This is a genomic window from Pseudorhizobium xiangyangii (assembly GCF_020531965.1).
Lineage (GTDB): Bacteria > Pseudomonadota > Alphaproteobacteria > Rhizobiales > Rhizobiaceae > Neorhizobium > Neorhizobium xiangyangii.
Genome location: NZ_JAJAWH010000023.1, coordinates 19,481 through 45,345, shown reverse-complemented (window position 1 = coordinate 45,345; position 25,865 = coordinate 19,481). Strand labels below are relative to the sequence as shown.

Below are 25,865 nucleotides of genomic sequence, written 5' to 3'. Positions count from 1 at the left end.
AGGAGCGGACGGCAGTCTTCGCCCTGCCGACGATCCTCTACCAATTCCTCCGCAACTGGCCGGCGCCGTTCGAGCAGTCCTTACTGTGATGCTCGCGATGGCCATCGTCGCCATACCGCTCCTTGCTCATTCGGTTCATCTTGTTCTTGGCCTTCTGGCCGTGATCATTGTCGCCAGCACCTGCGCCATCTGCTCGCCATCGACAAGTATCGTGGCAATCCAGTTCTCGTTCATTTTCCAGAACCTGATCGTCTCCTTGATCGCCAATCATATCCAGACCGCCGACGATTTTGACATGATCAGGGCGTATAATTTCTTCCTTCTTTGCGTCACATGGTTGACCCTGTCGGTGATCTTCCTGTCGCGCCGCCAAAGTTATCCGCCGGCGCTCATTCCATTCCTGAAGATCAGCATCGCCAGCCTCGTGGTTATCGGCATCTATTTCGTGATTGGCTTTGCGATCTATGGGCTAGCGGCGATTGCCAGCCTCCGAAATCTCGCAACGCCCCTGCTATTCTTCCAGATATGCCTTGTTGTATTCAGCTCTCATCCGGCGCGGCTTGGCCCGGCCATGACTGCTTCCGCTATTCTGGCGATCCTGTGCGGTGCCATGGAGTTTCTCTACCGAAAGGTATGGCTCCACTATACCAATGGCGAAACTTATTGGTCGCTGGCTGGCGGATCCAATTGGGAGACACTCGCCTATGACAAGCAGGCGTCGCGAACGGGGGAGGTCGTCACAACACTTTCCGACACGTTCATAATAGATTTCTTCAACTCGCCCCTGCTGAGTGACCTTGGCATCGAGATGATGCGCATGTTCGGACCTAATATGCATGCCATCAGCTTTGCCTACTGCCTGGCCTTTTTTTGCATTTTCGCCTTGTATCGAGGACATTTCATTCAGGCCGCCCTCCTTTTTGCTCTGCTCTTTCTATGCAATGCCAAAGGCCCGCTGATTGTCTTTTTCATGGTCGGCATCAGCTGGTCGATCTGGTGGCTTTTCGGAACCCGGGTCGCGTTCCTGGCGCAGATTTTCATGGTCGCGGTTTACGCGCTGGTCGGCACCATAATTGGCCAGCAGATTGGGGACTATCATGTGCTGGGCCTGATGGCCGGGATGCAGGACTTTGCTGGCAACCCGATCGGGCACGGTGTCGGTGCTGGAGGCAATCTTTCGCCACTCTTCGCTTCAATTCAGTGGGGAGATGCGCAAGCAGCGGGGCGCACGCCGTTTCCCGTGGAGAGCTCCGTGGGCGTATTGATGTACCAGCTCGGCATCTTTGCCTTCCTGGTGATCGGGACCTATGCGTGGATTTCGAGGTCGGTCATCCAATTGGCGCGACGGACGGGCAATAGCCTTCACGCTGCCGTTTCATTTGCCATATTGGCTGTCGTGGGTACCGGGCTCTTTCAGGAGGAGGCCTATTTCGCCCCGCTGTCGCTTGCGATGTATCTCGGCCTTGCCGGGATGATCCTTGGAGCGGCGATCCGCTCTGATGTGATCCGACAAGCCTAGAGAATACAGTTCGCCTCAGGGACCGCTAAACGCCGGTCTCCCATTGGTTGCGCGTCCTCACCCGGGTGCGTTCAGCGCCGTGATGGTGTCCGGGTCCGGCAGCCCGGTCTGGTGATCGATCAGACCGAAGCCGTCACTAAAGTCCCAGTGAACCCGGCCGATGCACCGGGCTTGCGCCAGGCGACTGACAGTCTCCAGCCATTGCAGGCGGGCCGTTCTCGGCGCGACAAAGGACAGGACGCCGAATTCATTTACGATCACCGGCCGCTCGTTGGCGGATGCCCAGTCGGCCATTGTGTTGAATGCCTGTGCGATGCCGGCCTCGGTCCACGGCTCCTCAAGCGCTTCATTCAACGCCTTGAGCGAGGCACTTTCGCCGGCGGCTGACAGTTTGCTTTTTATTTTTGCTATTGCTTCGTCCTCGATCGAGGCCGGAAACGGCAGATCGGCGAGGCGCTGCAATGGGTCATCTGTGGCACCCCAGGTGGCACCCTGGTGAGTGAAGAGGAACGGATCGTAGTAGTGGACCGCATAGACAATGTTCCTATCCGCAAACGGCCGCATCCCCGAAAGAGTTTCATGGCGTTGCGGGCCTGGTGGTCCCACGATAATTGTGTGGTCCGGAACGATGGTCCGAAGAAGCTCAATCAGCTGCTCGGCTGCCGCAAGCCAATTGTCCTGTCCGATTTGAGGCTCGTTGAGGAGCTCGAGTGCCACCTTTTCGGGGTCAAGCATCCGAGCCATGCGTGCGAGTGGAACCCACATCTTAGCCAGGTAGGCCGAGCCTACCGCCGGACTCTGTTCAAACAGTTGCCCTACGGTCTTATCGGGATGAAGGTCAAGTGAAACGGTATACCCGAGGCTCAACAGCAGGATGACCTGCTCATACACGCTGTCGACATAGGCGGTCGCCTGATCGCCGTCGAACGGGCCATTGTCCAGTGGCAGCCGGATGTGCGTGAAACCCTCCGCCCGAAGTGCTCTCAGTTGGTCAAGCGATGGACGCCCGGACACATCAGGTCTGTCCCATCCCGGCAAGTTGACGCCTTTGCGCATGGTTGCAAGGAGTTCGGGATTGGGGAAATCCCTTGGGGCCACACAATGGCCGTTGGCCATCGCGGCATAAACAGTAAAGCACAACAAGAAAATTGCCGACGACCCCAGGCGAACAAGCGTCTGGATCGGTGCGAAAACGGTAGTTCGCATTTGGGCGCATGCGGTGTGCGTTGGTATGGAAGGCGAGGGCACCGATCAATCCAATATTGTGCAATATTATCAGAGCTTAAGGCGTTACTTAAAGCAGGCGCCTCCTAAAGCGGTTTAACGGTCGATGGTTAATTTGTTGACTGGGCAGAGTGGCTTAGTTCTTCCCGCATTGCCGAGGACGAGCCCGCTAGATCAATGGCAGAACCGTTATTACTCCAGGCAAATCTGCGATGGCCAGACCACCAGTGGGCAGCCACCTGCGGAACGAATTAAGCATCTGCCTCAACCACGCCGTGGGCCGACGAAGCGCCGGATAATGTTTGAGGCCTATTCGCACATTTCGTCGGAGGGTCAGTTCTGCAGCGGCAATATGACCTTTGAAGGTGAGCGCCTTGTTCCATTCGTACAAGGGGCGACAGTGACCCTTTAGCCGATCCTTGTACGGAAACTCGCCCACGCCGATGTCGTAATGGTCGATCCCCCGGGCTACCGTTTCATCAAGGATGAGCATGAATGCAATGGTGCCGGGCGAGTAACTGCTCAGAGAACCACTACGCATCGTTGTAAAGATCCCGAAATGGGTGCTGTCGTGGACAAGGCCAAGGTCGGTGGCGATGCAGACGTCATCGAGAAACAGTCCTCCGAACAGCACCGTGCCTTGCGGCACTCCATTGCAAATCAAGGTGCGATAAAACTCCCTCACACCTGGGTCGGATAGTGGGTCAGGCCTTGCCACTGCCTCGAAGCGACTACGCCTTTGATCGACGAGTTCCGCAAAGAGTTGCTCCGCACCCTCAGCTGTCGATGCCACGCGGAAATCGACGGTTCCTTTCTTGCGCAGTCTGCGCAGCTGCCTCATGCCGTCCTTGTAGATCCCGGATCGTTTGTAGTGTGAAGGGCACGTTGCATCGCGCAGATCGAGAACTTTGGTTGCTATTCCCATGCTGGCGGAACCTTGCAGCTGGGCGAAGGGATTGACGGTCGCCAACCCCAGTTCTCTCGGCATTTTCTTCAGGCTAAGCAGATCCACCTGCGGTAGCGCCTCCAGGAAGGCTTGGCGTATCGCTTCCAGTTCATCTGCCGATGGCTTGAGCCCTTCCACAGCAATCGGCGCAACGTAGTCGGCAAAGCCGAGATCTGCACCTTCTATCCTGACGATGCCCGAGCTCTGCCGCATCAACAACGGCATGAGCATCAAGGAGCCGCTGTCCTCCACGCGTGCGACTTCCACGAGAAGTGACGTCGCATGGGTTCCCGCGTGCTCGTAGAAGGGGGCAAGAAAGGACGCGGCCTGAAACGCCGTGTGGGTGACGTCTCCATGTAGCGAATTCTGCAGCTGCTCTAAGGTGGCTCGGCTGACATCGGTATAGACGCGGACAACAAAACCTCCGGCATATCCGACGCCAAGTGGCGATGGAAAACACTCAGCAGATGGCTGCCGGGAGGTGTTACTTGCAACCTTTTCGATCATTAATTCCTCGTGCTGCCGTGAGCTCTCGACGTGGCCGAATACCGCGAGAAACAGGTTGGCGGCAACTATGGATTGTTTTGGACCTTACGCCCGACTAGCTAATCTTGTTTAAACATCGCACTGACGTTGATCACGGTGAGGCCCCTTTGCTTTGGGTTTCCAAAGTGGCAGGCTGCGGCTTGGGGCGTAGGAGCCGCAGTATGGTTGCGTCGAAGCCCGTTGCAGCTGTTACCAATCGGCGGAGCACAACGGCCGTCAGTATGAACGATATCGCCGTAGCGATGACTGCGCCCATGACCCCGAGGCTCGGCGTCAGAACAATCAGGCCGATCACCCGCAGGGTGGCCGCCGCCGCAATGGTAGCAAGATATCGCGTCTCATGTCCCGTCAGCATCAGGATGGACCCGCTCGGACGGGCGATGGCTAGCGCTGCGGTACCCAGGCATAAAACGAGAAGCTCGGGAAAATTGTCCGCATACGCCTCATCAATGATGCGCAATGCGAAATACCCCCCGGCGCCGATTGCCAGCAATCCTGCCCCTATGAAACCAAGAGTGATCCAGGCGATGCCGTCGAGCAGCTTGTCCAGCTCGCGACGATCCGGGCCATGATAGAGGCGCGAGAAATGCCGCGTGGCGAACAGATTTATGGCATCGGCCGCGGCGGCAAAGAGGTTCGCGAGCCGAACTGTGACAAAGTAGGCGCCTGCCGCCGTTGGGCTCATCAGTAGCCCAATCAGGAGGACGTCGATATGTTGATTGGTTGCTTCGATCGTATTGACAACCAGAAGGCGACCTGAGCGATAAAGCCATTCCCGACGGAGCACTTTCGGTCTGGTGCGTGGCCAGTCCGGTAGCGTCCGCAGAATAAGCCGTGCTGCCATGATGAAATGGGTGACGAGACCGGCAAATGCTCCGGCAGACAGGAAGGTGAAGACGCCGGACACGGTGGCAACTGTGTCCGTGCCCAGGCATGCGGCCAGATAGACGATTGCGGGGATTATCTGAAGGAAGTTTGCGACACCGTCTCCGGCTGGAACGCCCACGGCCGTTCGCAACAGATGACTGGTCACCTGTAGGGGAGCACTTAGGAAAAGGAAGGTCGTCACTGCCAGAATGGTGTTGGCTCCAAAAGCCTCTGCCGTCAGCGCGTAGAATAATGCAGCGACGACGGTGCTTACTCCCAGGCAAAGGACGAGGCTTAAATACATCGCGCCTTTTGCATGGCCAGTGTCACCGGTGGTTGCATACTCGTTCCAGGAGCGTATGACGAATAGCTCCTGGCCGGCAGCCCCGACTATGAGCAACAATCCTGCGGCCGAAAACAGGATGGAGTAGTGACCGAAGCCGTCCGTGTCGAGTGCGCGTGCCGCCAGCGCTATGAGAGTGAAATTGAAGGTCACCATCATTATCTTCAAGGCGATGACGGTGGCTATGCCCCGCATCTCGGGTCGCATTGCGATAGATGCCACCCGCCGGATCATGGAGGCGAGGCTGGTATTGCCAGGAAGAGGTGAGGACGTGCTATCGGACATGCTGCACCATCTTGCGCAATAGGTTTTTGAACGGTTTGGCGTGGTGATAGACGGCGCCGAGGGCCAGCAAACGAGGGTGGGACTGGCTATTTAAGCGCAACGCGTCCATCCGGTGAGCTTGCGTCGATCTTGAAGTCGCGCTTCGTGACGACGTCGCCTGCAATCTGCTTGCCCATCTTCTTCCACAGGAACGCCGCCGCGGCCTTCGGATAGACGTGTAGTCCCTTTGGTGCGGTCGAGGCGTTATTCCAGCCGATCGTCCGCCGCAGCACACCGTTGCCGTAATGCACTGCATACGAGTTCCAAGTTTCCCGGCTCCAGTGCTCCATCGTTACCGAGATGTTGAGGCAGTCATGGTTGTGGACCCGGTGCGGTGCATAGAGAGGCCACGTCACCATCTCCCCTGGTTGCAAGTCGATCACGTCCGCATACTCGTCGAACCAGGGCTCGTAGCGCATGCTCTCATCTGTCTCGCGCAGAAGGATTTTCTCTACCTGGTCACCGCTGATAAAGGCTTCCGAGCGAGGATAGAGATAAACTTTCTTCACTCCTTCGATCTGCCAAAGCGATTGGCCCTGGATGTCTGCGTGGTAGAAGACGTTCGCATTCGGGGACGAGACCAGCACTCCCAGGTTTCGCTTGAATGTATTGAAACCCGGCATGCGTGACTGGAATTCTGCAAAGACCTCGTCGAGCAGCTTTCGGTATTCCGGTGCCCAATCCATCACGCGACGGATGTTCATCCAGATCCGCCCCTTTTCAATGGCGTCGATGACATCCAGGCCACTTGCGTCGCCGCGTATTCCATACAGGCGATGTGGGTTGTTGGGGTTGTCGTCCATAGCTTCAAGACCGAACTCGTGCGGCGGGCAACGTTCAACAAGGCGTCCGACAGCCTCGCGGCTAAACAAGCCAGTCTCTCGTAGGCGGTGGTTTAGTTTGACAACCTCATGGCCGAACAACCGTCCGTGGCGTTGCTCCCAATTGGAGATAATGTCCTGGTTCATCACCGGTGCATTCATTGCAACTGCTCCCACAAAACTCTGCGTGTCCGGATTGCTCGCTGACCAGGCAATCTGATGGCCGGGTCGGCCGCCTTGGTGGGAACTAACCTATCTTGCCGAGCTTTAGCGTTAACGTGGCTAGAAAGAAGAGCGGATGCTTAATGGATGGTAACTAAATCCATTTTATATTGATTATTATTTTAATATAAATGTTCAACTATATGTATATAAATTTATATATTAACGGTAGTCGAACGTTTTGTTTGTGAGTTACTCCAGGTGCGACTATTCCAGCCGGTAGTGTACGCTTCATGGGTTGGGTATTGGCTTGCGGACGACAGATCATACGACAGACACAAAACCGCACGCGGTTGCAGAGCAAGCAGCGACAACCGTGCTGGGGGGGCTTCCGATAGATCGTCTGACCATCGACGAGACGGCAGACGGCTTCATTGATCGTGCGCTTGGCGCTCGCGGCGCTGACACGCGGCCATTCTATTCCACCTCGGCCAATGGCCAGGTGCTGGCTCTTTGCAATCGTACCCCGACTTATCATGATCTCATGATGGAAGCTGACCAGATCCATCCTGACGGCACACCGATGGTTCTTTTCTCCAAGTTGCTTTCTGCAAGGCCGATTACTGAGCGAGTGGCCACCACGGACCTGGTTCATGCGGTGGCAGCCCGCGCCCAGCGCGCCGGCGTCACCTTCTACTTCCTGGGCGGTGATGAGGACGTGAACGCCAAGGCGGTTGCCGCTATGCAATCGGCATACCCACGTCTCAGGTTTGTAGGTCGACGTAACGGCTACTTCCCACCGGCAGAGGAAGAGGAGGTTGTCGCCGAAATAAATGCTGTGCGGCCGGACATTCTTTGGCTGGGACTGGGCTTTCCGCTTGAGCAGAAATTCGTCAGCCGCAATCTGGATAAGCTGCAAGTCGGTGTCGTCAAGACGTCGGGTGGCCTGTTCGACTTCCTCTCGGGCAAGAATCCGCGGGCGCCTGTCTGGATGCAGCGCGCAGGCCTTGAATGGGCCTATCGCATGATAAACGAACCCCGGCGCCTTACGGTTCGATACCTCATGACAAATCCGATTGCCGTCTACGCCTTGCTCCGCCATTCAAGCTAGTGGTGTTCTGTCACAGCCGTAGCGCCGCATCGTCAGAATAGCGTGCTGGCAAACTGGCCGGCGCATCGCATCGACAGACGCGGAACGTCCTCCGGCTCCCACCCGTAACCTGTGTTTTCGAGGTTATGTGGCGGGCCGATAGATCCGGTCGACCAGATGGCGGGCAAGTGGCATTTTGGGGCGCGGAACACTGCCGTCGATGACTTCCAGCCTCCCGTTGCCATTTAGGCTGTGGAGCTTCCTGCCAGGCCAGGATGACGATCCGGGTGCGAGCCGGGTTTCAACGATCTGTGCAAACCCCTCATCGTCGAGCTTTGTCACGCGGGCAAGGCCAAGCGCCGCACCATACCCGCTTCGGCAATCCTGGACCGGGCGTAGCAACTGCCCGTTTCGCCGAACCATGGCACCAGCCGGGCGAGCTTCGCGATCGTCGATCAGAACGGGATTTGCTGGGTGCGGCTGCCATTGACCGAAGAGATGTCCGGATGACCACATAGCCAGCGCATCCGAGTAACCGCCAATTCCTTGCCGGATCACTGCAAACATCCAGAGCCGGTCGTTGTGGGCCACGATCGTCGCATCCCCCGCTTCGACATCTGAAACCAGCGTTGCATGCTTTTCCCATCGCCAAGGAAACTCTATGGCCCGATAGGCGGTAATCTGACCGCTCAATGAAGCTTCCGGGATCATCCAGATCTCGCCATCCGCTTCGATGATGAACGGATAGGAGAGGTGCCATGGCTCCTCCAGAACCGGGATCGGAGGCCCCGGGCGCCCCTCAGCGTCAAACTCGACAACCGAAATGATGCCCTTCTGGGTCTTGTGGTCCAAATCCTCAAAGAAAATATAGTCCCGACCGCGCCAGAAGACCGGGAACGGGTCCGCGTAGAAGTGATCGATTGGATCCTTCAGTATGTTCCATGTCGCGCCCCCGAGGCTTCGGCTCGCCCACACATCATTGCTGATGTTGGAGAACCGCCAGCCAACACGCCAATGCGGACGATGACAGCACAAGCTGTAGGCGGCATTTGCCGCCGCTGCCGCCAATGCCGATGCCCCATACCTGAGGGTTGCGCCGGTTGAAATTAGTGGCGCCTCGGCTGCATCCTGCAGGTCACAAGCCTGACTGCCTGTCTTTTGAAGTTCACCACGGATTGCCTTCACGAGAAGCATGGTTGTGCGCGACCAGACTGCTTCCATCGCACCGCCGATGCCTGCTGCGCTTTCGAGCGACGCGGTGCCTCCGCATATGATGGCAGGTTGTGCCGAAGCCTCGCGTTGAACGGAGATGGAAATCTTCGGCGTACCGAGGAATAAAAGGGACGATGCGAGCGCTGGCTCGCCGGCAGCTCCATTGTAGAGCGGTCTCCAAACGGGCTGAGCGTGCTTCTGTGTGCCTTTCGTCAGGTCAATGACGAAAGAGAAGGATTGGTTGCTGCGCGTCTCAAGCAAGTCGTGGATATCGGCTTTGGCTATCCGATCGGCCCAACACGGCCTGTTGCGGCGAACGATCATTTTTTCCAGCGAGAGCAGCGTCGCAAGCGGCGCCGCGTCGGAACCACTGCCGTTCGAAACTACCTCCAGCTTGACCTGAGCGGAAAACTCCCGGCGCAAGAGTGTTGCGAGTGCCGGTATGAATGCGGATAGTGCATCGCTGTCTACGACGATCAGAATGGACAGTTCAGGGTGATCCGGGAGCGTCATGCTCGTATCCTGGGATCATCGTTCTGGCGCTGGTTGTCGTTACGCTTGCCGTTGATCAGGCGCCGATAGCCCGCCACCATGGCATCGAGCGAATATCGCTCGGAGAGCCTGCGGCCTCTCTGGGAAAGATCGTGAGCAAGCCGATCGTCAGTCAGAAGCTGATCTATTGCTGCGGCGAAGGATGCGGTGTCACTGGCATCGATGAACACTGCACACGGCGACTGATCGACCTCAAGCACTTCACGCAGAACCGGTAGATCGTTGGCAATCACCGGAACGCCTGCCTGGGCCGCTTCCACCGCCGCCAATCCGAATGTTTCGGCGGCGCTTGGAAAGACAAAGACATCAAGGCTGCTTAAGAATGTGCCGATCTCGCTCGGCGGGATTTCACCGATGAAGTGCACGCGGTCTGCGACGTCAAGCTCGGCTGCCATGACATCCAGGCGCGGCCGGTCCGGTCCCTGTCCGGCAACGGCAAGATGAACCTCCGACAAGGAGGCAAGGGTCTTTATCGCCAGATCGATCTGTTTCAACGGATGCAGTCGCGCGACGGTGCCGATGAGCGGGACGTTTTGTGGCAAGCTGAACTTTGTTCGGGCGTCCGGCTTCTGCAGCAGCGCCATGCGCTGTGCAAAGCCATGGGGGATATGCACCAGGCGACGGGCATATCGGGTGGGGTAGGAGCTGTAATCACGCCACGTTGCATGAGAGTTGACCGTGATGGTATCGTAGCAGCCGGAGAGGCCGATGACGCGATCAAGCGCGCGAACCGCTCGGTTGATGGTGAGAGGTGCCGAAACGTGGTTCGCAATTATATGCGGTACGCCCAATAGCCGGCCGACAGGTGCCCCCACGACATTGCCGTAGTGCTGGAAGGTCAACAGTACATCGGGTCTGATATCACGAATGGCCGATATCAGGTTCTTCAGAAGGCCCAAGCTGGAGCGCATATTGGTCGGGCGTTCCTCTGCGGCGAAGCGAACGTTCGGAAAATGATCGCAACCCGATGTTTTCTTGTAGAGAAAGAGGTGATGGACCGCGCAGGCGGGCTCACCATCCGCCCCCTGCTGTGACAGTTGTTCTCCTAGCAGGCGCGACACCTCCTGGGCTCCCGCCATCTCCGCTTGTGTTTGCAGAAACAGAAGGCGTGGTGGCCGGGGCGTGATACTACCTGACATTGCGAACTCCGAAGCTTCGCCGTCATGCAAAACATTCAAAGATCAATTATTGATTACGGAAGGTGCAACAATCTTTCCGAACGGACTGACGAAGAAAGATTAGACAAATGAGATACCGGGCCTTGCACCCGGCATCTCTGGCTTTCTCACCGTTGCTGACCGGGCTCGATGCCCGGGGTCAGGGCCCGGTTGAGGCTGAGTGCAACCAGCGTGCAGATCGCGCCGGAAATGAGATAGCCGCCAATGAAGATGATGCCAAAATTGCTGGCAAGACCGAGTGCCACCAGTGGTGCAAAGCCGGCTCCCACCAACCAAGCCAAATCGGATGTGAAAGCTGATCCCGTGTAGCGGTAATACTGGCTGAAACGCGAGGAAACGGCGCCGGAGGCCTGGCCGAAGGACAGGCCAAGGATGCCGAAGCCGATAATGATAAAGGCGTCCTGGCCCTTTCCGCCAGCATCCAGCAGGAAGGGCGCCGAGAATGAAAAGATCGCGATGATCACGGCACCGATCATCAATTGACTGCGTCGGCCAATACGATCGGCGATGACGCCTGACAAGACAATGCCAACGACCCCGACCGCTGCGCCTGCCACCTGCACCCATAGAAACTCAGCTGGCGTCTGTCCGCCGGTGAGTGTCACCCAGCTCAACGGAAAGATCGTCACCAGGTGGAACATGGCAAAGCTTGCCAGCGGCACGAAGGCACCGAGGACCACGTCATGACCATGCTTGCTCAGCATCTCGAAAACCGGACGCGCCTGCAACTCCTGCGCCTCCATGGCTGCACCGAATTCCTTGCTGGCAACGATGCGCAGGCGGGCGAACAGAGCAACAACGTTGATTGCGAAGGCGACGAAGAATGGATACCGCCAACCCCAAGAGAGGAAGTCCTCTTCCGATAGATTGGCGACAAAATAACCGAAAAGGACACTCGCCAGCGCAAAGCCGATCGGCGCTCCGAGCTGCGGGATCATCGCGTACCAGCCGCGTCGATTCGGGGGAGCGTTAAGATTCAGGAGCGATGCGAGACCGTCCCAGGCGCCGCCAAGAGCAAAGCCTTGTCCCAGCCGGAAGAGGGCCAGCAATGCAATGGCCCAATAGCCGATCGAATCATAGGCGGGCAGGAAGGCGATGGATGCCGTGGAGCCGCCAAGGAGGAAAAGCGCAATTGTCAGCTTCGTTCCGCGCCCATAGTGGCGATCGATCCACATGAAAACGAGTGATCCGACGGGCCGTGCGATGAAGGCGAGAGGGAATATCGAAAAAGACAGAAGAGTGGCTGTGACCGGGTCCGAAACAAACGGGAATATCAGCCTTGGGAAGACAAGCACCGAACCGATGCCATAGACGAAGAAATCGAAAAATTCGGACATGCGGCCGATAATCACGCCGATGGCGATACTGCCAGGCGAAATCGGCTTGTCGTCATGGATGCGGCGCGCGTCTTCCTCAAGGCCAGTGGATGTGGGGTTGACGACGGTACTCATGACTTCCTCCTGGCAAAATTTGCCCTGCTCAGGGAAATGTTGATCAAACTACCGTCGGGATCAAGGAACGACTTGGAAAAAAGCGGAAACTTCGCTGCATTTCCCCCTCTGGTCGTTTGCGATAGCGCCCTAGATACCCACGGGCGGCCGATTTGGGCCATCAAACTACGGTAGGCAACAACTGCCAAACCGAAGCGATATTGTTCTGTTGCAGTGCGGCAGATTGCTGCGCTGCGACAAAGGACCTCATTCCGAGTGGTGCCTTCCGCGATTAGTCGGAACTAGACAAAACGCAAAAAAATTGAGCCCGAGATGCCCAATCTCCTTAAGTCCGCCCTTCGACCCCTTCTTCTGCTGCCCGTCTTGCTGCTGACTGGCTGCAATATGGTCGTGATGTCGCCGTCTGGCGATATCGCCGCACAGCAAAGGGATTTGATCGTCGTTTCGACAATCCTGATGCTCATCATCATTGTGCCGGTGCTGTTCCTCACGTTGTTCTTTGCCTGGCGCTACAGGCAATCCAATACGGCTGCCACATATGATCCCGAGTGGCATCACTCCACCCGACTCGAGGTCATCATCTGGGCCGCACCGCTGGCGATCATCATTGCGCTGGGGGCTATCACCTGGATCAGCACCCACAAGCTCGACCCCTACAGGCCGCTGGACCGCATCGATGCCGAGCGGCCAATTCCGGCTGACGTCAAGCCGCTGACCGTTCAGGTTGTCGCGCTCGACTGGAAATGGCTGTTCTTTTACCCTGAGTACGGAATAGCGACCGTGAACGAGATGGCGGCTCCCGTCGATCGCCCGATTACTTTCCAGATCACGGCGTCGTCGGTGATGAACTCCTTCTACATTCCCGCGCTTGCGGGCATGATCTACGCCATGCCCGGCATGGAAACGAAGCTGCATGCGGTGATCAACAAGGAAGGCGATTACGAGGGGATATCGTCAAACTACAGTGGCGACGGTTTCTCCCATATGCGCTTCAGGTTCCACGGTCTGCAGCAGGGGGGCTTCGACGAATGGATTGCCCGGGTTAAGCAAAATGGCACCATGCTCAACCGTGATGCCTTCCTGAAGCTCGAAAAGCCAAGCATAAGGGAGCCGGTCCGCCTTTTTGCCGGTGTCGAGGATGGTCTCTACGACGCCGTACTCAACATGTGTGTTCGCCCTGGACAGATGTGCATGCGCGACATGATGCACATCGACATGATGGGCGGCGCGGGCGTCGACAGTCACGAAAACCGTGCCAAGCTCCAGCACGACAATCGCCATGCCGGGCCGGCAGGTGGGCATGGTGAGGCAGCCCCCGGCGCGACGTTCCCCGCCACAGGCAATCCGGCGCGCAGCGAGGAACCGGCGGAAGGCGTGGACGGCGACCAGCAGCCGCCTTCGATGAACCACGACACGCACGACATGCACCAAGGCCATAAGGCGCCGGCCGAAGGCTCGGAGGGTGCGGCACCGCCGCAACTGAACACAAACGGTTCCACGCAGCCCTGAGGCCGCAGATTAAATAGAATTTGGACAGTCCTATGTTCGACGACACCAACCTGACACAACTCATCTTCGGGCGGCTTTCCTGGGAAGCCATCCCGCATGACCCGATCATCATCAGTACGTTTGTGGCGGTCGTGATCGGCGGTCTCGCCATCGTAGCCTTGATCACGAAATACAAACTATGGGGCTATCTCTGGAACGAGTGGTTCACGACTGTCGATCACAAGAAGATCGGCATCATGTACATCATCCTTGCGATCGTCATGCTGCTTCGTGGCTTTGCCGATGCCATCATGATGCGCATCCAGCAGGCGATCGCTTTCAATGGCAATGAGGGCTATCTCAACGCCCACCATTACGACCAGATCTTCACGGCGCACGGCGTGATCATGATCTTTTTCGTAGCGATGCCGTTCGTCACGGGCTTCATGAACTACGTCGTGCCGTTGCAGATCGGCGCACGAGACGTGTCGTTCCCGTTCCTCAACAACTTCTCGTTCTGGATGACAACCGCCGGGGCCATCATCATCATGATCTCGCTCTTTGTCGGTGAGTTCGCCCGAACCGGCTGGCTGGCCTATCCACCGTTGTCTGGAGCGGACTACAGTCCCGGTGTCGGCGTGGACTACTACATCTGGGGCCTGCAGGTGGCAGGGGTCGGCACGACGTTGTCGGGGATCAACCTGATCGCCACGATCGTCAAGATGCGCGCTCCGGGCATGACCTTCATGAAGATGCCGGTGTTCACCTGGACTTCGCTCTGCACCAACATTCTGATTGTCGCCACCTTCCCGATCCTGACGGCCACACTCGCATTGCTGTCGCTCGACCGTTACGTCGGGACGAACTTCTTCACCAATGACCTTGGTGGTAATCCGATGATGTATGTAAACCTCATCTGGATCTGGGGTCACCCGGAAGTCTACATCCTGATTCTCCCAGCCTTCGGCATTTTCTCGGAAGTGGTCGCCACCTTCTGCGGCAAGCGCCTCTTCGGCTATGCCTCCATGGTCTACGCGACCTGCGTGATCATGATCCTGTCCTACCTCGTGTGGCTGCACCACTTCTTCACCATGGGTTCGGGCGCCTCAGTCAATGCCTTCTTCGGCATCACGACGATGATCATCTCGATTCCGACGGGAGCGAAGATGTTCAACTGGCTCTTCACGATGTATCGCGGCCGTATCCGCTACGAGGTTCCGATGCTGTGGACCGTTGGCTTCATGGTGACGTTCGTCATTGGCGGCATGACAGGTGTCATGCTGGCGATCCCGCCGGCAGACTTCGTGCTTCATAACTCGCTGTTCCTCGTTGCTCACTTCCACAATGTGATCATCGGTGGTGTGCTGTTCGGTCTGATGGCTGGCCTCGTCTATTGGTGGCCAAAGGCGTTCGGCTACAAGCTCGACGATTTCTGGGGCAAAATGACCTTCTGGTTCTGGCAGATCGGCTTTTTCTTCGCGTTCATGCCGCTCTACGTGCTGGGACTGATGGGCGTTACCCGCCGTGTAAGCCAGTTCGAAGACCCATCGCTGCAGATCTGGTTCATCATCGCCGCTTTCGGCGCCGTCCTGATCGCGCTTGGAATCGCTTCCTTCATCATACAGCTGGTGGTCAGCTATCTGCGACGTGACCAGTTGCGTGAGACGAGTGGCGACCCCTGGAATGGCCGCACGCTCGAGTGGTCGACCTCCTCGCCGCCACCGGACTACAACTTCGCCTTTACGCCGGTCGTGCATGACCATGACAGCTGGTACGACATGAAGAATCGCGGTTACGAGCGTCCGCTTGCCGGCTTCAAGCGAATCCACATGCCCAAGAATACCGGCACGGGTGTCATCCTGTCAGGTCTGAGCATCGCTCTCGCTTTCGCCTTGATCTGGTACATCTGGTGGCTGGCGGCCGTTTCCTTCATCGCCATCATCGCCGTGTCGATCGGACACACATTCAACTACAAGCGGGACTTCTACATTCCCGTCGAAACAGTGACCGCAACCGAAGACGCGCGTTCCAGGCTACTGGCGGAACGGATCTGACATGACAGACAAGACACACGCAGAAACACCCGACGCAGCCCAGTTCTACCTCACGGAAGATCATCATCCCGAAGGCAGCACCATGCTGGGTTTCTGGCTCTATCTGATGAGCGACTGCCTCATCTTCGCCGTGCTCTTTGCCACCCACGCGGTGCTGGGGCGCAACTATGCGGCCGGGCCTTCCCCGGCCGACCTGTTCGATCTGGGGCTGGTTGCCATTAATACGGCCATGCTGCTCCTCTCCTCCATCACGTATGGTTTTGCCATGTTGCAGATGGAACGAAACGCCAAGGCGGAGACGCTCTTCTGGCTCGGCGTTACGGGAGTGTTCGGACTTCTCTTTCTGGGGCTGGAACTCTACGAATTCTACCATCTGATCCAGGAGGGTGCAGGTCCGACCCGGTCGGCCTTCCTGTCTTCCTTCTTTGTCCTGGTCGGCACGCACGGTCTGCACGTTACCTTCGGTATCATCTGGCTTGTGACGTTGATGGTACAGGTCAAGATGCATGGCCTGATTTCGGAAAATCGCCGTCGCCTGATGTGCCTCTCCATGTTCTGGCACTTCCTCGACGTCGTCTGGATCGGTGTCTTCTCTGTCGTCTATCTCATGGGAGTTGTCGGATGACCGCTAAAGCCCCTTCACAGGAAGATGCGCACGAAGCTCACCATGGCCATAGCCATGGGCACGGTGCCGGCCATGGGACGCTCCGGAGTTACGTGATCGGCTTCGTCCTATCGGTTATCCTGACAGCAATTCCTTTCTGGCTGGTCATGGGCGAGGTCCTGGAAAGCAAGACCGCCACGATTGCCGCGATCGTGATCTTCGGTACGATCCAGATCGTCGTTCACATGATCTTTTTCCTGCACATGAACACCAAGTCGGAAGGCGGCTGGACGATGATGGCGCTCATTTTCACGCTGATCATCGTCGGCATCGCGCTGGCCGGCTCGCTTTGGGTTATGCATCATCTCAATGCGAACATGATGCCCATGACGCACGAGATGATGAGGAACATGCCTTAAGGGCGATGAACAGGGTGCATACAAACCGCGAGGCACGAGAGGAAGGCGGGGCAAGTCCTGCCGGATCTCGCCTCGTCGCGGGAGCGATGTTGGCACTGGCGGCGATTTTCGTCGTGTTGGGGACCTGGCAGGTCCAGCGCTTGTCTTGGAAGCTGGACCTCATCGCCCGTGTCGAGGAGCGCATTCACGCGGCTCCGGTGCCCGCGCCGCCTCCTTCGGAGTGGCCCGACATCGGCCAGGACAAGGACGAATACCGTCGGGTCAAGGCGACGGGTTTCCTCGACCATGACAAGGCAGTCTTGGTCCAGGCCGTAACCGAAAGGGGTGCGGGGTTCTGGGTCATGACGCCAATGGTGCTGTCGGACAACTCGATCATCCTGTTCAATCGCGGTTTCGTGCCGTCCGATCGCCGCGATCTGTCGACCCGATCGGCGGGAGAGATCGGTGGAACGATAGTGATTACCGGGCTTCTGCGCATGCCGGAGCCCGGAGGCGCCTTCTTGCGATCGAACGATCCGGCAAACGGCCGATGGTACTCCCGCGATGTTGCAGCGATAGCGGCGGCGCAAGGGCTGGCAAATGTCGCACCTTATTTCATTGATGCCGACGCAACGCCCAATCCTGGCGGTCTTCCGGTCGGCGGCATGACGGTTGTCAGTTTTCGCAACACGCACCTCGTTTATGCGGCGACATGGTACTTCCTGGCGCTCATGAGTGCTGGGGCGGCCTATGCGATCCATCGTCGCCTCATCATCTAGGATCGCCGCCATCTGAACGGCACCCTTGCCGGCCGGATTCGGGCCGTGGATTTCCGCTTTCTCATCTGAAACATGTGCCCGCAGACACCATGACGCCGGCCGATGAAGCCGCAGTTTTGTGCGTTAAGAACGCTGGGAAATCGCCTCTCCTGAAGCGCGGATAAATGAACCTAGAGCTTAATTCCGGGATTCTGTGCCGGTCACAGCGAGTCGCAGGCAGCACTATACTCGCGTTGTAGGCGCATAGATTCCGGTGCGAATCCGGTCTCGTACGTCGCCGCGTTGGATAGGGGAAAGTAATGAGAATATTAGTCGTCTCGGCGCTTGCCGTTATCTCGCTCGCAGGCTGCTCCTCAACCGAACGGGGTGCGGGTATGGGCGCAGCGACGGGCGCAGTTGTTGGTGGAGTGGTTACCAATGATGTCCGCGGCGCAGCCGTCGGTGCTGCAATCGGTGGCGTATCAGGGGCTTTGATCGGAAATGCCGCGGGACGACCCGGCCAATGCGAGTTCCAAGATCGAAATGGCCGGCGCTATATCGCAGACTGCCCACGCTGACACTGAGCAGGGACTTATCACGAATGCCGAGAGGGTCGTCCAGCGGGCGACCCAGTAAGCTTCAGCCCGCCGATCGCACCGAGTAGAGGAAGTCATGGCAACAGCGGCCACCGCCCCAAAAACCACCATGCAGAGATTTCTCGACGGCGTCGAGAAGGTGGGAAACATGGTTCCCCATCCTGTGGTAATCTTCCTGATCCTAATCGGAATTGTGATCGTTCTGTCGGCCGTGCTCGGCGCTTTTGGAGCGGCGGTCACCTATGAGCGCATCAACCCTGACACGCAGGAGATCGAGCAGGCATCGACGGAAATCCGCAGCCTGCTGAATGTGGAGGGTATCCGCTTCCTCTACTCCTCGCTCATTCCAAACTTCATGAGCTTCACCGCCGTGGGGCTGATGATCGCGGCCATGATCGGCGCGGGCGTTGCCGAGGAATCAGGCCTGGTTACGGCGCTGATCCACAAGCTCGTCGTTGTTTCGCCGCGCTGGGCGCTGACCTACATCCTGGCCTTTGTCGGCATTCTGGCAAGCATCGCGGCTGATGCCGGCTATCTGGTGCTGATACCTCTGGCTGGCGTCGCCTACCTTGCCGTCGGGCGGCACCCGCTTGCCGGCCTGGCGCTTGGCTTCGCCGCCGTGGCCGCGGCCTTCACGGTCAATATGTTGATCAAGCCCCTTGATGCCGTCCTCGTGGAATTTACCAATGATGCGGCGCATCTTGTCGACCCAGCGCGATCGATTGGCCTGGCGTCCAACGTCTGGTTTTCAATAGCCTCGGTGGTGTTCCTGACGTTCGTGATTGCCTTCATTACCGATCGCATCATCGCGCCGCGGCTCGGCGAGTATAATCCTGAAGCTGCCGAAGGTCGTGTACAGAGTCAGGGAGCGACGCTCACCGAGCAGGAATCGCGCGGCCTGCGGTTCGCCCTCTACGGGCTCATCGGTCTTGTTGTAGTGTTCCTCCTTCTGACGCTTCCGAGCGGCGCGCCGTTGCGCAATCCCACCACTGGCGAACTCATCGGCAATTCGCCCTTCATGAACGGCCTTATTGCCCTGATCATGTTGGTCTTTCTGGTTTCAGGATGGACATACGGTATCGGCGCGGGCACGATGCGAACCTTGGCTGATGTCATTGCGGCGATCGAGAAGTCGATCAAGAGCATGGGCGGCACGATCTTCCTGTTCTTCGTGCTTAGCCAGTTCGTCGCCTATTTCACCTACACCAATATTGGCACGGTCATGGCGCTCAGTTTGTCGGGCGTCCTCCAGGCAGCCAATATCGGCGCTCTGCCGCTGCTGATCGGCTTCATCGTCGTGGTTGCGATCATCGACCTGCTGCTAACGGGCGCGATTGCAAAATGGGCCATCTTCGCTCCCGTCTTCGTACCGCTCCTGATGAAACTCGGCGTTGAGCCGGAGGCTGTTCTGGCCGCATATCGCGTGGGCGACTCTCCGATGAATGCCATCACGCCGCTCAATGCCTACTTCGCGCTCGTCGTCGGCTTCGCCCAGAAATACGACAAGTCCGCGGGTGTCGGCACGATCGTGTCCCTGATGCTCCCTTATGTCGTGCTGATATTCGTGCTCTGGACCGGGCTTTTCGCAGTGTGGAAAGCGCTCGGCTTGCCTTGGGGCCTGTAATTACGCCGTAACCTGATACTTAATTTCGGATATGGGATGAATGCCATGACCACCAGATCTACTCCCTCGACAGTGCCACCGCAGAAAATCATGTGACGCAGTCGTTCTGATGGCCGATCAAGGAGGGGAGGGGATGGCGTGAGTCCCATAGCGTATACAGCTCTAATCATCGCGGTTGCTGTCGTACTTTTCGTCTGGAACAAGCTGCCAGTCGTGGCGGTGGCAATGCTGACCGCTCTGTCGCTGTGGGCGACCGGGGTTCTCACGATCGGCCAGGCGCTTGGCGGCTTCGGTGATCCGGCAGTCATATTCATTGCCACGCTATTCGTCGTCAGTACAGGACTTGAAGTCACGGGCGTTACTGCCTGGGCGGGACAACTGTTGATACGCGGTGCTGGCGAAGAAAGCAGAACCCGCCTGCTCGTCCTGACCATGACGCTTGTCTCGCTTCTAACCGCGCTGATCAGCGTCAATGGGGCCGTTGCGGCATTGCTTCCGGTTGTCGTCGTCATCGCGGTTCGTCTCCGGCGCAACTCCTCGCAATTGTTGATGCCATTGGTCTTTGCCGCGCATGCAGGCTCGATGCTTGCCTTGACTGGCACGCCGGTAAACGTGCTGGTGTCTGATGCAGGTATGGACGCGGGTGTAGGCGCTTTCGGCTTTTTCGAGTTTGCGCTTGTGGGTGTGCCGCTCCTCGTAGGGACGATGGTGATCATCATACTGTTCGGACAGAGGCTGCTTCCCGAGCGGAATGGCGCGACCATGCCGGCGGATTTCAGTCAGCATGCAAAGACGCTGGTCGAGCAGTACGGCCTTGCGAGCGGGATCTACCAGATGCGGCTTCGTGCAAGCTCGCCCTACATCGGCGTGCCCCCGACAGAAGTCGATATTTCGGCATATGAAGGGCTGCAGCTTGTGGCGGTTCAGGATGGAGAGACGACGGGTCCCTTGCGCCGGCCTCTGGCGGAGGGAGATCACTTTCTCGTGCGTGGCGATGCCGAAGCCGCAGCCGCATTTTCGGCGCAGATGCATCTAGCGTTTCGGGATGATGGAAAGCATGGCAAGGGTGAGGAGACGCTATTCAACCGTAGATCCGGCCTGGCCGAGGTCGTCATACCGCCGCGCTCGGGCCTGATCGGTGAGACTGTCTTTCCGGGAATGGTCACCGAAAGTGGAGACCTGATCGTGCTGGCGGTGCAGCGTGGTGACGCGGACGTTTCTGCCGGGCAGCTAACCAGCAATGCCGGTGGTGTTGTGTTGAAAGCCGGTGATACGATGCTGTTGCAGGGCACCTGGGAGGCCCTCGACGTACATCTCGACGATCCAGACGTGCTGGTGGTCAATTCCCCGGAGCTGGTTCGGCGCCAGGCCGTGCCTATGGGCCCGGGTGCACGAAAGGCCGTCGCCATTCTGATTGCGATGGTGCTGTTGCTTGCGACCGGCCTCGTGCCGCCTGCGGTCGCTGGCTTGCTCGCCGCAGGCGCGATCGTTCTCTCTGGCATCATGAGCGTTGATCAGGCTTATCGTGCGGTCGGGTGGACGACTGTCATTCTCGTTGGCGCGATGATGCCACTGTCCACGGCCATGGTGCAAACCGGTGCCGCACAACTGATGGCGAACCATCTTGTAAGCCTCGTCGGCGATGCCGGTCCCGTTGCCCTGCTCGCAGGCTTGTTCGTGCTGACGGCGGTCATGGGGCAACTTATCAGCAATACTGCAACCGCGCTCATAGTAATCCCGATCGGCGTTGCGGCGGCGACTGCAATGGGAATTTCCCCGCGTCCGGTGCTGATGAGTACAGCGGTTGCCGCTGCTGCGGCCTTCCTTACCCCGATTGCCACACCAACAAACCTGATGGTAATGGCACCCGGCGGTTACGCGTTCACCGACTATTGGAAGCTGGGTCTGCCGCTGCTGTTGTGGTTCTTCGTCGTTTCGGTCTTCATCGTGCCGCTGATCTGGCGCTTTTGAAGTTTTCCGGTTCCTTGGGAAGCTATCTCGATTTGACCAATCCGGAGAAACCGGCCACGGCGAGAAGGCTTAAAGCCCACCCCACGATCGACTGGAAGAAGTAGTATTTCAACGTGAAAGGTCCGTTCGGCTTCATCGAATCCGGCCGCCAGAAATCCTTCTGCCCGATCGACAACACCGGCAAAAGCACGTCGAGTGAATACATCAAGGGATTGAACTCGGGGTAACTGGCGGCTTCCGGCTGATTGCGGAAGCAAGTGAGCTGGTTTTCTCCCGGTGCTGCTCGACCGCTTAGCGTCAATCCACTTGACGGCAAATAGCGGCTTTCGGATTGCTCAAGATCGCAGAGGGTCCATTCGACGGCCCGTAACACGACCGGGCTGTTGGGCTTCATCGCGCCTGCGTTGTAAGCGACCGAGAACACGCCGGTCCCGATTAACCAGAAAAGAATGACCCACAGCATCGCGCGCAGGGGCTGCCGTCCATAGCTGAGGGTCACTGCAAGTATGCCATCTATAATCGTCAGGATGAGTTTCAGGGCGGGGTTTTTGGCGCGCGCACGGCGCGCGCTGCGCTGCAACCGCTCCTTGGCAATAAGCACTTCGCGCGCATCTTCATTATGCCCCATCTCGGACAAGACGGTCGCGAGATGTTCATAGGGTTGCGGCCAAAAGTCCGAGCCCCATCGGCCAGGTGTCTGGCGCGACAACCAGTCAAGCCGGCTTGCCGCGTCGACAGGCCCGCCAGTGAAGGCGCCATATTGGCAGCGGTTCAGGAGCAGATCGCCGGACCGGGGCCAGCTCGCCTGTTCGTCCTCGATTGCGTTGATCGTCGTCGCCGTCAGGTCGAGCGCACCGTCGATGGTGGCACCCTGTCGCAGAAAAAATGCACCGTCGATCTTTGCCCGATTGAACCTCAGCGCATGACCTTCCGGGTGGGATAGTGAGGCCGATGTACAGTCTGCATCACCGCCAACGTGAGCGCCCTGGAATCTGGTTTCGCCTGCAACAGTTACTCCCCTGAGTGCCAGATCACCTCCTGCAACCATGGCGTCGCCATTAAAAGCAACTTCGCCGGGGCGTTCGATCCGGGCGCCGACCGCGTTGACATCGCCACCAATCCGAGCCGACGATAGATTAATGCCGCCCCGCACCGTGGCGCCCCGCAGCAGGACTCCTCCTCTTGCCTCGAGGTCCTCCGCGTTGACAGCGAGCCCGTCAGACGACGTGATGACGACTCCGTCAGCCTCGATGCTTCCCCCAAGTCGTGCTCCGGGAAGCCGGACTTCGCCGTTTACGGTCGCGCCCTGCAGCGACACGCAGCCTCGGGCCTCAAGCCGATCCGCCCGCAGGCCGGGCATTACCGATCCATCAAGAAACAGATTGTCTATGATTGCCGATCGCAGAACGGGCGAGGCTTCGAAGTGACAGTCCTTCAGCCCTATGTCACGCGGTACCCGGCATCCCTCAAGGTCCAGAATTCCGGTTATCCAGGCTCCGCTCAGTCTCAGTCCCTTTTCATGCAGGCGATAACCCTCCTTGCCCAGGACAAGAAGGCGAAGGAGCTCGGCACGGACGTTCCGTTCCGGGCTTTCCATCTCCGGCCGCAAACCATCACCAAGCCTGTCGAAATCGCCTGATTGCAGGTGTGCGACGACCTTTGCTTCCGCCGCACTGAGAGGATCCAGACTTGCAAGTCCACGCACACCGACGACGACAGGCCCTTTGTTCGGAGCATTCTCATTCATGGCGAGCGATCCGTTGTTGCCTCTGGGCTGTGGTCCGCACAATACACGACCACAGCCGACGGGTATCTTGCTGATTGATTTCGCTGTTTTGAAGAAGGGTCAAGAGGTCATACTCAAAACTGCGCAACAGCGGTGGCATCTAGGATTGCAAGCGAAATTTCCGGATTTTCTGCCGATCACAGCGCGGCGCGCGCGGTGCTAAGCTGCCGTTCGTCCGGCTAAAAATCCGGGATCGAAAGATGTCCTGAACGTCACGTGCATGAGTTGAGCGCCTCTCGTAGTGCCAATAGCAATCGCCATTTTTGGAAGGCCTGCCCATGCCGGAGGACCAGGGAACAACGCAACGGACCGCATCAGGTCTGCTCGGCGGCCTGATCGTTCTCTGGATTGTTTGTTTCACCGTCTGGTTGGTGATCAATTCGTCCGTGGCACCTCCTATTGTCGCAACCGGTGCACTTGTCTCGCTGGTCGTTGCAGTCATCTTCATCCGACGCGGTGATGTCTGGCGAATCCAGGCGGCTCCCCGTACGGCCTACCATCTCCTGGCCTACACCTGCGTCTTCTTCTGCGAGCTGGTGAAGGCGAACATCAATATGTTGCGCTACGTCTACGCTCCTCGCATCGATATCCGGCCCGGTATCGTCAAGGTCAACATGCCACTCAAATCTTCGATCGGTCGGTTGGCGTTGACCAACTCAATTGCCCTAACTCCTGGCTCCCTTGTTATGGACCTGAGGGGAGACGCGCTGTTCATTCATTTGCTGGACGTGAGAACGTCCGATCCGGAAGAAGCAAGCCGAATGATCATCGGTCCCTTTCGACGACATCTGGAGGCGGCATTTGGCTGACATCATCTTGCAGGTCGCCATCGTCTTGATTTTTTTCAGCATCGTCTTCGGGGTGGTTCGGCTGGTAATTGGCGCAACTGCGGTGGACCGGGTTGTCGCCATTGACATGCTAACGGTCGTGACGATCTCTCTTGTCGCCCTTTACGCCGACATATCGGGCCGCTTCGTCTATCTCGACGTCGCGCTCGTGTATGGCCTGTTGAGCTTTCTTTCGGTTCTCGCCATCGCCCGCTTTCTCGAAAAGGGGCCGTAATCGCCATGCTCGAACTGCTGGTCCTTCTGGTTTGCGGCAGCATCTTGATCAGTGGCGTCCTGGCGGTCCTGCTCAGAAACATGATGGCGGCGATGGTCAGTGCCGGGCTTGCCAGCCTGTTTGCAGCCGTCTCATACGTGCTCCTTGCAGCCCCGGACGTTGCCATGGCCGAAGCGGCCATCGGCTCGGGCCTTGCGACACTGATTTTCCTCTATTCGATCCGTAAGACCGGTGGTGAGGGACTGGGGGATGAGTGAGCTGATCGGCAATATCGTCATTCTGGTCGGTGCGTTCTTCCTGTTCTCCGCAGGTCTGGGCCTTTTGCGCATGCCTGACGTATTTACCCGCATCCAGGCGGGAACGAAGGCCTCCACTCTGGGGAACATCCTCGTTCTCAGTGGCCTCGGCATCCATCATCCGGATTGGGCGCTCAAGCTCCTGATCGTTGCCTATTTCGTTCTCATGACCAATCCGCTTTCTTCCCACGCTCTGTCGCGTGCTGCCCATGCGGCAGGCGCACCCATGGTGGGCACGGTGGTTGATGCGCTCAGGGATGAAGATGGTATCGCTGCTAAGGAGAGCTCGCCATGAGCCGCGTGTTCAGCTTGCTTGCGGTTGTAGCATTCGGCGTCATCTTCGGTTCTCTCGTCGCTGGTTACAGCGAGCGTCAGTCATTGTCGGACTTGGCCATCTATTATCTGACGCACGTGCCGGCAGATCTTGGCGCCCCCAATGTGGTGACGGGTATTTTGATCTCGTTTCGTGGTTTCGACACGCTTGGAGAGGTTGCCGTACTCTTCATGGTGGCAGCAAGCGTCGGCCTGCTTCTGGCGGAGGAGGTGAGCGGGAAACCACCTGCCCGGAAGTCATCCGGTAGCAGGGGAAAGGAACCGAGCGAACTGGTGCGCACCGGCGCGGAAATTGTGCTCCCCCTCGTCTTTGTATTCGGAGCGTACGTGATCATGAACGGCCATCTCTCGGCGGGCGGCGGATTTCAGGGAGGTGCAGTCGTTGCTTCTGGCGTCATGCTGCTGATGCTCGCCGATCCGAGGGGGCCAATCCACCACGGGTTTCTCAGCGTTACGGAATCGCTCGCGGGCGTCCTCTATGTCAGCATCGGCATCTTTGGGATGGTTTTTGCAGGCGGCTTCCTCGATAGCCGCATCCTGCCGCTGGGCGAGTTCGGGGCATTCTTCAGCGCAGGCGCCATCCCACTCATCTCGGCTTTGCTGGGTATCAAGGTCGGTGCTGAACTCAGCGTCGTCATCGACCGCTTCCGTAGTTGAGAC

At 58.0% G+C, this 25,865-nt stretch carries 23 protein-coding genes; 15 read left to right on the top strand and 8 right to left on the bottom strand.

Annotation, left to right across the window (positions count from 1 at the left end; translation table 11 throughout):
- Window positions 1-256: 256 nt before the first annotated feature.
- Complete coding sequence (locus LH464_RS18950) at window positions 257-1,519, top strand: hypothetical protein (RefSeq protein ID WP_226787972.1); 1,263 nt, start codon at window positions 257-259, stop codon at window positions 1,517-1,519.
- 57 nt (window positions 1,520-1,576) lie between these two features.
- Here LH464_RS18950 and LH464_RS18945 read toward each other — a convergent pair whose 3' ends face one another.
- From LH464_RS18945 to LH464_RS18930, 4 genes are all read right to left on the bottom strand, one after another.
- On the bottom strand, window positions 1,577-2,725 hold the full coding sequence (locus LH464_RS18945; RefSeq protein ID WP_226787971.1) for a glycoside hydrolase family 5 protein: 1,149 nt from the start codon (window positions 2,723-2,725) through the stop codon (window positions 1,577-1,579).
- Window positions 2,726-2,912: 187 nt separating this feature from the next.
- A complete protein-coding gene (locus LH464_RS18940) occupies window positions 2,913-4,196 on the bottom strand; it encodes a GNAT family N-acetyltransferase (RefSeq protein WP_226787970.1) in 1,284 nt (427 codons plus the stop codon).
- A 130-nt stretch (window positions 4,197-4,326) separates the two neighbouring features.
- Window positions 4,327-5,730, bottom strand: a complete 1,404-nt coding sequence (locus tag LH464_RS18935; RefSeq protein WP_226787969.1) for a lipopolysaccharide biosynthesis protein — start codon at window positions 5,728-5,730, stop codon at window positions 4,327-4,329.
- An 86-nt stretch (window positions 5,731-5,816) separates the two neighbouring features.
- Window positions 5,817-6,752, bottom strand: a complete 936-nt coding sequence (locus LH464_RS18930; RefSeq protein ID WP_226787968.1) for a hypothetical protein — start codon at window positions 6,750-6,752, stop codon at window positions 5,817-5,819.
- A 376-nt stretch (window positions 6,753-7,128) separates the two neighbouring features.
- On the opposite strand from LH464_RS18930, the gene LH464_RS18925 reads away from it, so the two are divergent.
- A complete protein-coding gene (locus LH464_RS18925) occupies window positions 7,129-7,863 on the top strand; it encodes a WecB/TagA/CpsF family glycosyltransferase (protein WP_226787998.1) in 735 nt (244 codons plus the stop codon).
- A gap of 123 nt (window positions 7,864-7,986) precedes the next feature.
- Here the strand turns inward: LH464_RS18925 and LH464_RS18920 are convergent, their stop codons facing one another.
- The 3 genes from LH464_RS18920 to LH464_RS18910 form a co-directional block, all read right to left on the bottom strand.
- Entirely contained in the window at window positions 7,987-9,567 is a 1,581-nt protein-coding gene (locus LH464_RS18920; protein WP_226787967.1) for a glucosamine inositolphosphorylceramide transferase family protein, read from the bottom strand.
- On the bottom strand, window positions 9,564-10,745 hold the full coding sequence (locus LH464_RS18915; protein WP_226787966.1) for a glycosyltransferase family 4 protein: 1,182 nt from the start codon (window positions 10,743-10,745) through the stop codon (window positions 9,564-9,566). Before LH464_RS18915 ends, LH464_RS18920 begins: the two co-directional genes overlap by 4 nt.
- 146 nt (window positions 10,746-10,891) lie before the next feature.
- A complete protein-coding gene (locus LH464_RS18910) occupies window positions 10,892-12,235 on the bottom strand; it encodes an MFS transporter (protein WP_226787965.1) in 1,344 nt (447 codons plus the stop codon).
- Between the two features lie 312 nt (window positions 12,236-12,547).
- Between LH464_RS18910 and cyoA the strand changes: the two genes are divergently transcribed.
- The 8 genes from cyoA (at window position 12,548) to LH464_RS18870 (ending at window position 21,728) form a co-directional block, all read left to right on the top strand.
- Window positions 12,548-13,744 (top strand): ubiquinol oxidase subunit II, encoded by a 1,197-nt coding sequence (gene cyoA / locus LH464_RS18905; RefSeq protein WP_226787964.1) that lies wholly within the window; start codon window positions 12,548-12,550, stop codon window positions 13,742-13,744.
- 32 nt (window positions 13,745-13,776) lie between these two features.
- On the top strand, window positions 13,777-15,777 hold the full coding sequence (cyoB, locus tag LH464_RS18900) for a cytochrome o ubiquinol oxidase subunit I (RefSeq protein WP_226787963.1): 2,001 nt from the start codon (window positions 13,777-13,779) through the stop codon (window positions 15,775-15,777).
- A gap of 1 nt (window position 15,778) precedes the next feature.
- Window positions 15,779-16,402 carry a cytochrome o ubiquinol oxidase subunit III gene (cyoC, locus tag LH464_RS18895; RefSeq protein WP_226787962.1) on the top strand — a complete coding sequence of 208 codons (624 nt, stop codon included), beginning with the start codon at window positions 15,779-15,781 and terminating at the stop codon, window positions 16,400-16,402.
- Complete coding sequence (gene cyoD, locus LH464_RS18890; protein WP_226787961.1) at window positions 16,399-16,800, top strand: cytochrome o ubiquinol oxidase subunit IV; 402 nt, start codon at window positions 16,399-16,401, stop codon at window positions 16,798-16,800. Before cyoC ends, cyoD begins: the two co-directional genes overlap by 4 nt.
- A gap of 5 nt (window positions 16,801-16,805) precedes the next feature.
- Complete coding sequence (locus LH464_RS18885; protein ID WP_390625013.1) at window positions 16,806-17,558, top strand: SURF1 family protein; 753 nt, start codon at window positions 16,806-16,808, stop codon at window positions 17,556-17,558.
- A gap of 299 nt (window positions 17,559-17,857) precedes the next feature.
- Window positions 17,858-18,115 (top strand): YMGG-like glycine zipper-containing protein, encoded by a 258-nt coding sequence (locus tag LH464_RS18880; RefSeq protein WP_226787960.1) that lies wholly within the window; start codon window positions 17,858-17,860, stop codon window positions 18,113-18,115.
- 94 nt (window positions 18,116-18,209) lie between these two features.
- Window positions 18,210-19,757 (top strand): AbgT family transporter, encoded by a 1,548-nt coding sequence (locus tag LH464_RS18875; protein WP_226787959.1) that lies wholly within the window; start codon window positions 18,210-18,212, stop codon window positions 19,755-19,757.
- Window positions 19,758-19,895: 138 nt separating this feature from the next.
- The gene (locus LH464_RS18870) at window positions 19,896-21,728 is read left to right on the top strand and encodes an SLC13 family permease (protein WP_226787958.1); all 1,833 of its coding nucleotides are present in this window, start codon (window positions 19,896-19,898) and stop codon (window positions 21,726-21,728) included.
- 22 nt (window positions 21,729-21,750) lie between these two features.
- Here the strand turns inward: LH464_RS18870 and LH464_RS18865 are convergent, their stop codons facing one another.
- A complete protein-coding gene (locus LH464_RS18865; protein ID WP_226787957.1) occupies window positions 21,751-23,475 on the bottom strand; it encodes a hypothetical protein in 1,725 nt (574 codons plus the stop codon).
- A 317-nt stretch (window positions 23,476-23,792) separates the two neighbouring features.
- On the opposite strand from LH464_RS18865, the gene LH464_RS18860 reads away from it, so the two are divergent.
- From LH464_RS18860 to mbhE, 5 genes are read left to right on the top strand one after another with little or no spacing between them, the layout of a single operon-like run.
- On the top strand, window positions 23,793-24,323 hold the full coding sequence (locus tag LH464_RS18860; RefSeq protein ID WP_226787956.1) for a Na+/H+ antiporter subunit E: 531 nt from the start codon (window positions 23,793-23,795) through the stop codon (window positions 24,321-24,323).
- A complete protein-coding gene (locus LH464_RS18855; protein WP_226787955.1) occupies window positions 24,316-24,576 on the top strand; it encodes a monovalent cation/H+ antiporter complex subunit F in 261 nt (86 codons plus the stop codon). Before LH464_RS18860 ends, LH464_RS18855 begins: the two co-directional genes overlap by 8 nt.
- A gap of 5 nt (window positions 24,577-24,581) precedes the next feature.
- Window positions 24,582-24,833 carry a hydrogenase subunit MbhD domain-containing protein gene (locus LH464_RS18850; RefSeq protein WP_226787954.1) on the top strand — a complete coding sequence of 84 codons (252 nt, stop codon included), beginning with the start codon at window positions 24,582-24,584 and terminating at the stop codon, window positions 24,831-24,833.
- Window positions 24,826-25,167, top strand: a complete 342-nt coding sequence (mnhG, locus tag LH464_RS18845; protein WP_226787953.1) for a monovalent cation/H(+) antiporter subunit G — start codon at window positions 24,826-24,828, stop codon at window positions 25,165-25,167. Before LH464_RS18850 ends, mnhG begins: the two co-directional genes overlap by 8 nt.
- Complete coding sequence (mbhE, locus tag LH464_RS18840; RefSeq protein ID WP_226787952.1) at window positions 25,164-25,862, top strand: hydrogen gas-evolving membrane-bound hydrogenase subunit E; 699 nt, start codon at window positions 25,164-25,166, stop codon at window positions 25,860-25,862. Before mnhG ends, mbhE begins: the two co-directional genes overlap by 4 nt.
- Window positions 25,863-25,865 lie beyond the last annotated feature (3 nt).

Coding starts and splice junctions, on each gene's coding strand:
- LH464_RS18945 (WP_226787971.1), bottom strand. CDS start 2,725: ATGCGAACTACCGTTTTCGCACCGATCCAGACGCTTGTTCGCCTGGGG.
- LH464_RS18940 (WP_226787970.1), bottom strand. CDS start 4,196: ATGATCGAAAAGGTTGCAAGTAACACCTCCCGGCAGCCATCTGCTGAG.
- LH464_RS18935 (WP_226787969.1), bottom strand. CDS start 5,730: ATGTCCGATAGCACGTCCTCACCTCTTCCTGGCAATACCAGCCTCGCC.
- LH464_RS18930 (WP_226787968.1), bottom strand. CDS start 6,752: ATGAATGCACCGGTGATGAACCAGGACATTATCTCCAATTGGGAGCAA.
- LH464_RS18920 (WP_226787967.1), bottom strand. CDS start 9,567: ATGACGCTCCCGGATCACCCTGAACTGTCCATTCTGATCGTCGTAGAC.
- LH464_RS18915 (WP_226787966.1), bottom strand. CDS start 10,745: ATGTCAGGTAGTATCACGCCCCGGCCACCACGCCTTCTGTTTCTGCAA.
- LH464_RS18910 (WP_226787965.1), bottom strand. CDS start 12,235: ATGAGTACCGTCGTCAACCCCACATCCACTGGCCTTGAGGAAGACGCG.
- cyoA (WP_226787964.1), top strand. CDS start 12,548: ATGCCCAATCTCCTTAAGTCCGCCCTTCGACCCCTTCTTCTGCTGCCC.
- cyoB (WP_226787963.1), top strand. CDS start 13,777: ATGTTCGACGACACCAACCTGACACAACTCATCTTCGGGCGGCTTTCC.
- cyoC (WP_226787962.1), top strand. CDS start 15,779: ATGACAGACAAGACACACGCAGAAACACCCGACGCAGCCCAGTTCTAC.
- cyoD (WP_226787961.1), top strand. CDS start 16,399: ATGACCGCTAAAGCCCCTTCACAGGAAGATGCGCACGAAGCTCACCAT.
- LH464_RS18885 (WP_390625013.1), top strand. CDS start 16,806: ATGAACAGGGTGCATACAAACCGCGAGGCACGAGAGGAAGGCGGGGCA.
- LH464_RS18880 (WP_226787960.1), top strand. CDS start 17,858: ATGAGAATATTAGTCGTCTCGGCGCTTGCCGTTATCTCGCTCGCAGGC.
- LH464_RS18875 (WP_226787959.1), top strand. CDS start 18,210: ATGGCAACAGCGGCCACCGCCCCAAAAACCACCATGCAGAGATTTCTC.
- LH464_RS18865 (WP_226787957.1), bottom strand. CDS start 23,475: ATGAATGAGAATGCTCCGAACAAAGGGCCTGTCGTCGTCGGTGTGCGT.
- LH464_RS18860 (WP_226787956.1), top strand. CDS start 23,793: ATGCCGGAGGACCAGGGAACAACGCAACGGACCGCATCAGGTCTGCTC.
- LH464_RS18850 (WP_226787954.1), top strand. CDS start 24,582: ATGCTCGAACTGCTGGTCCTTCTGGTTTGCGGCAGCATCTTGATCAGT.
- mnhG (WP_226787953.1), top strand. CDS start 24,826: ATGAGTGAGCTGATCGGCAATATCGTCATTCTGGTCGGTGCGTTCTTC.
- mbhE (WP_226787952.1), top strand. CDS start 25,164: ATGAGCCGCGTGTTCAGCTTGCTTGCGGTTGTAGCATTCGGCGTCATC.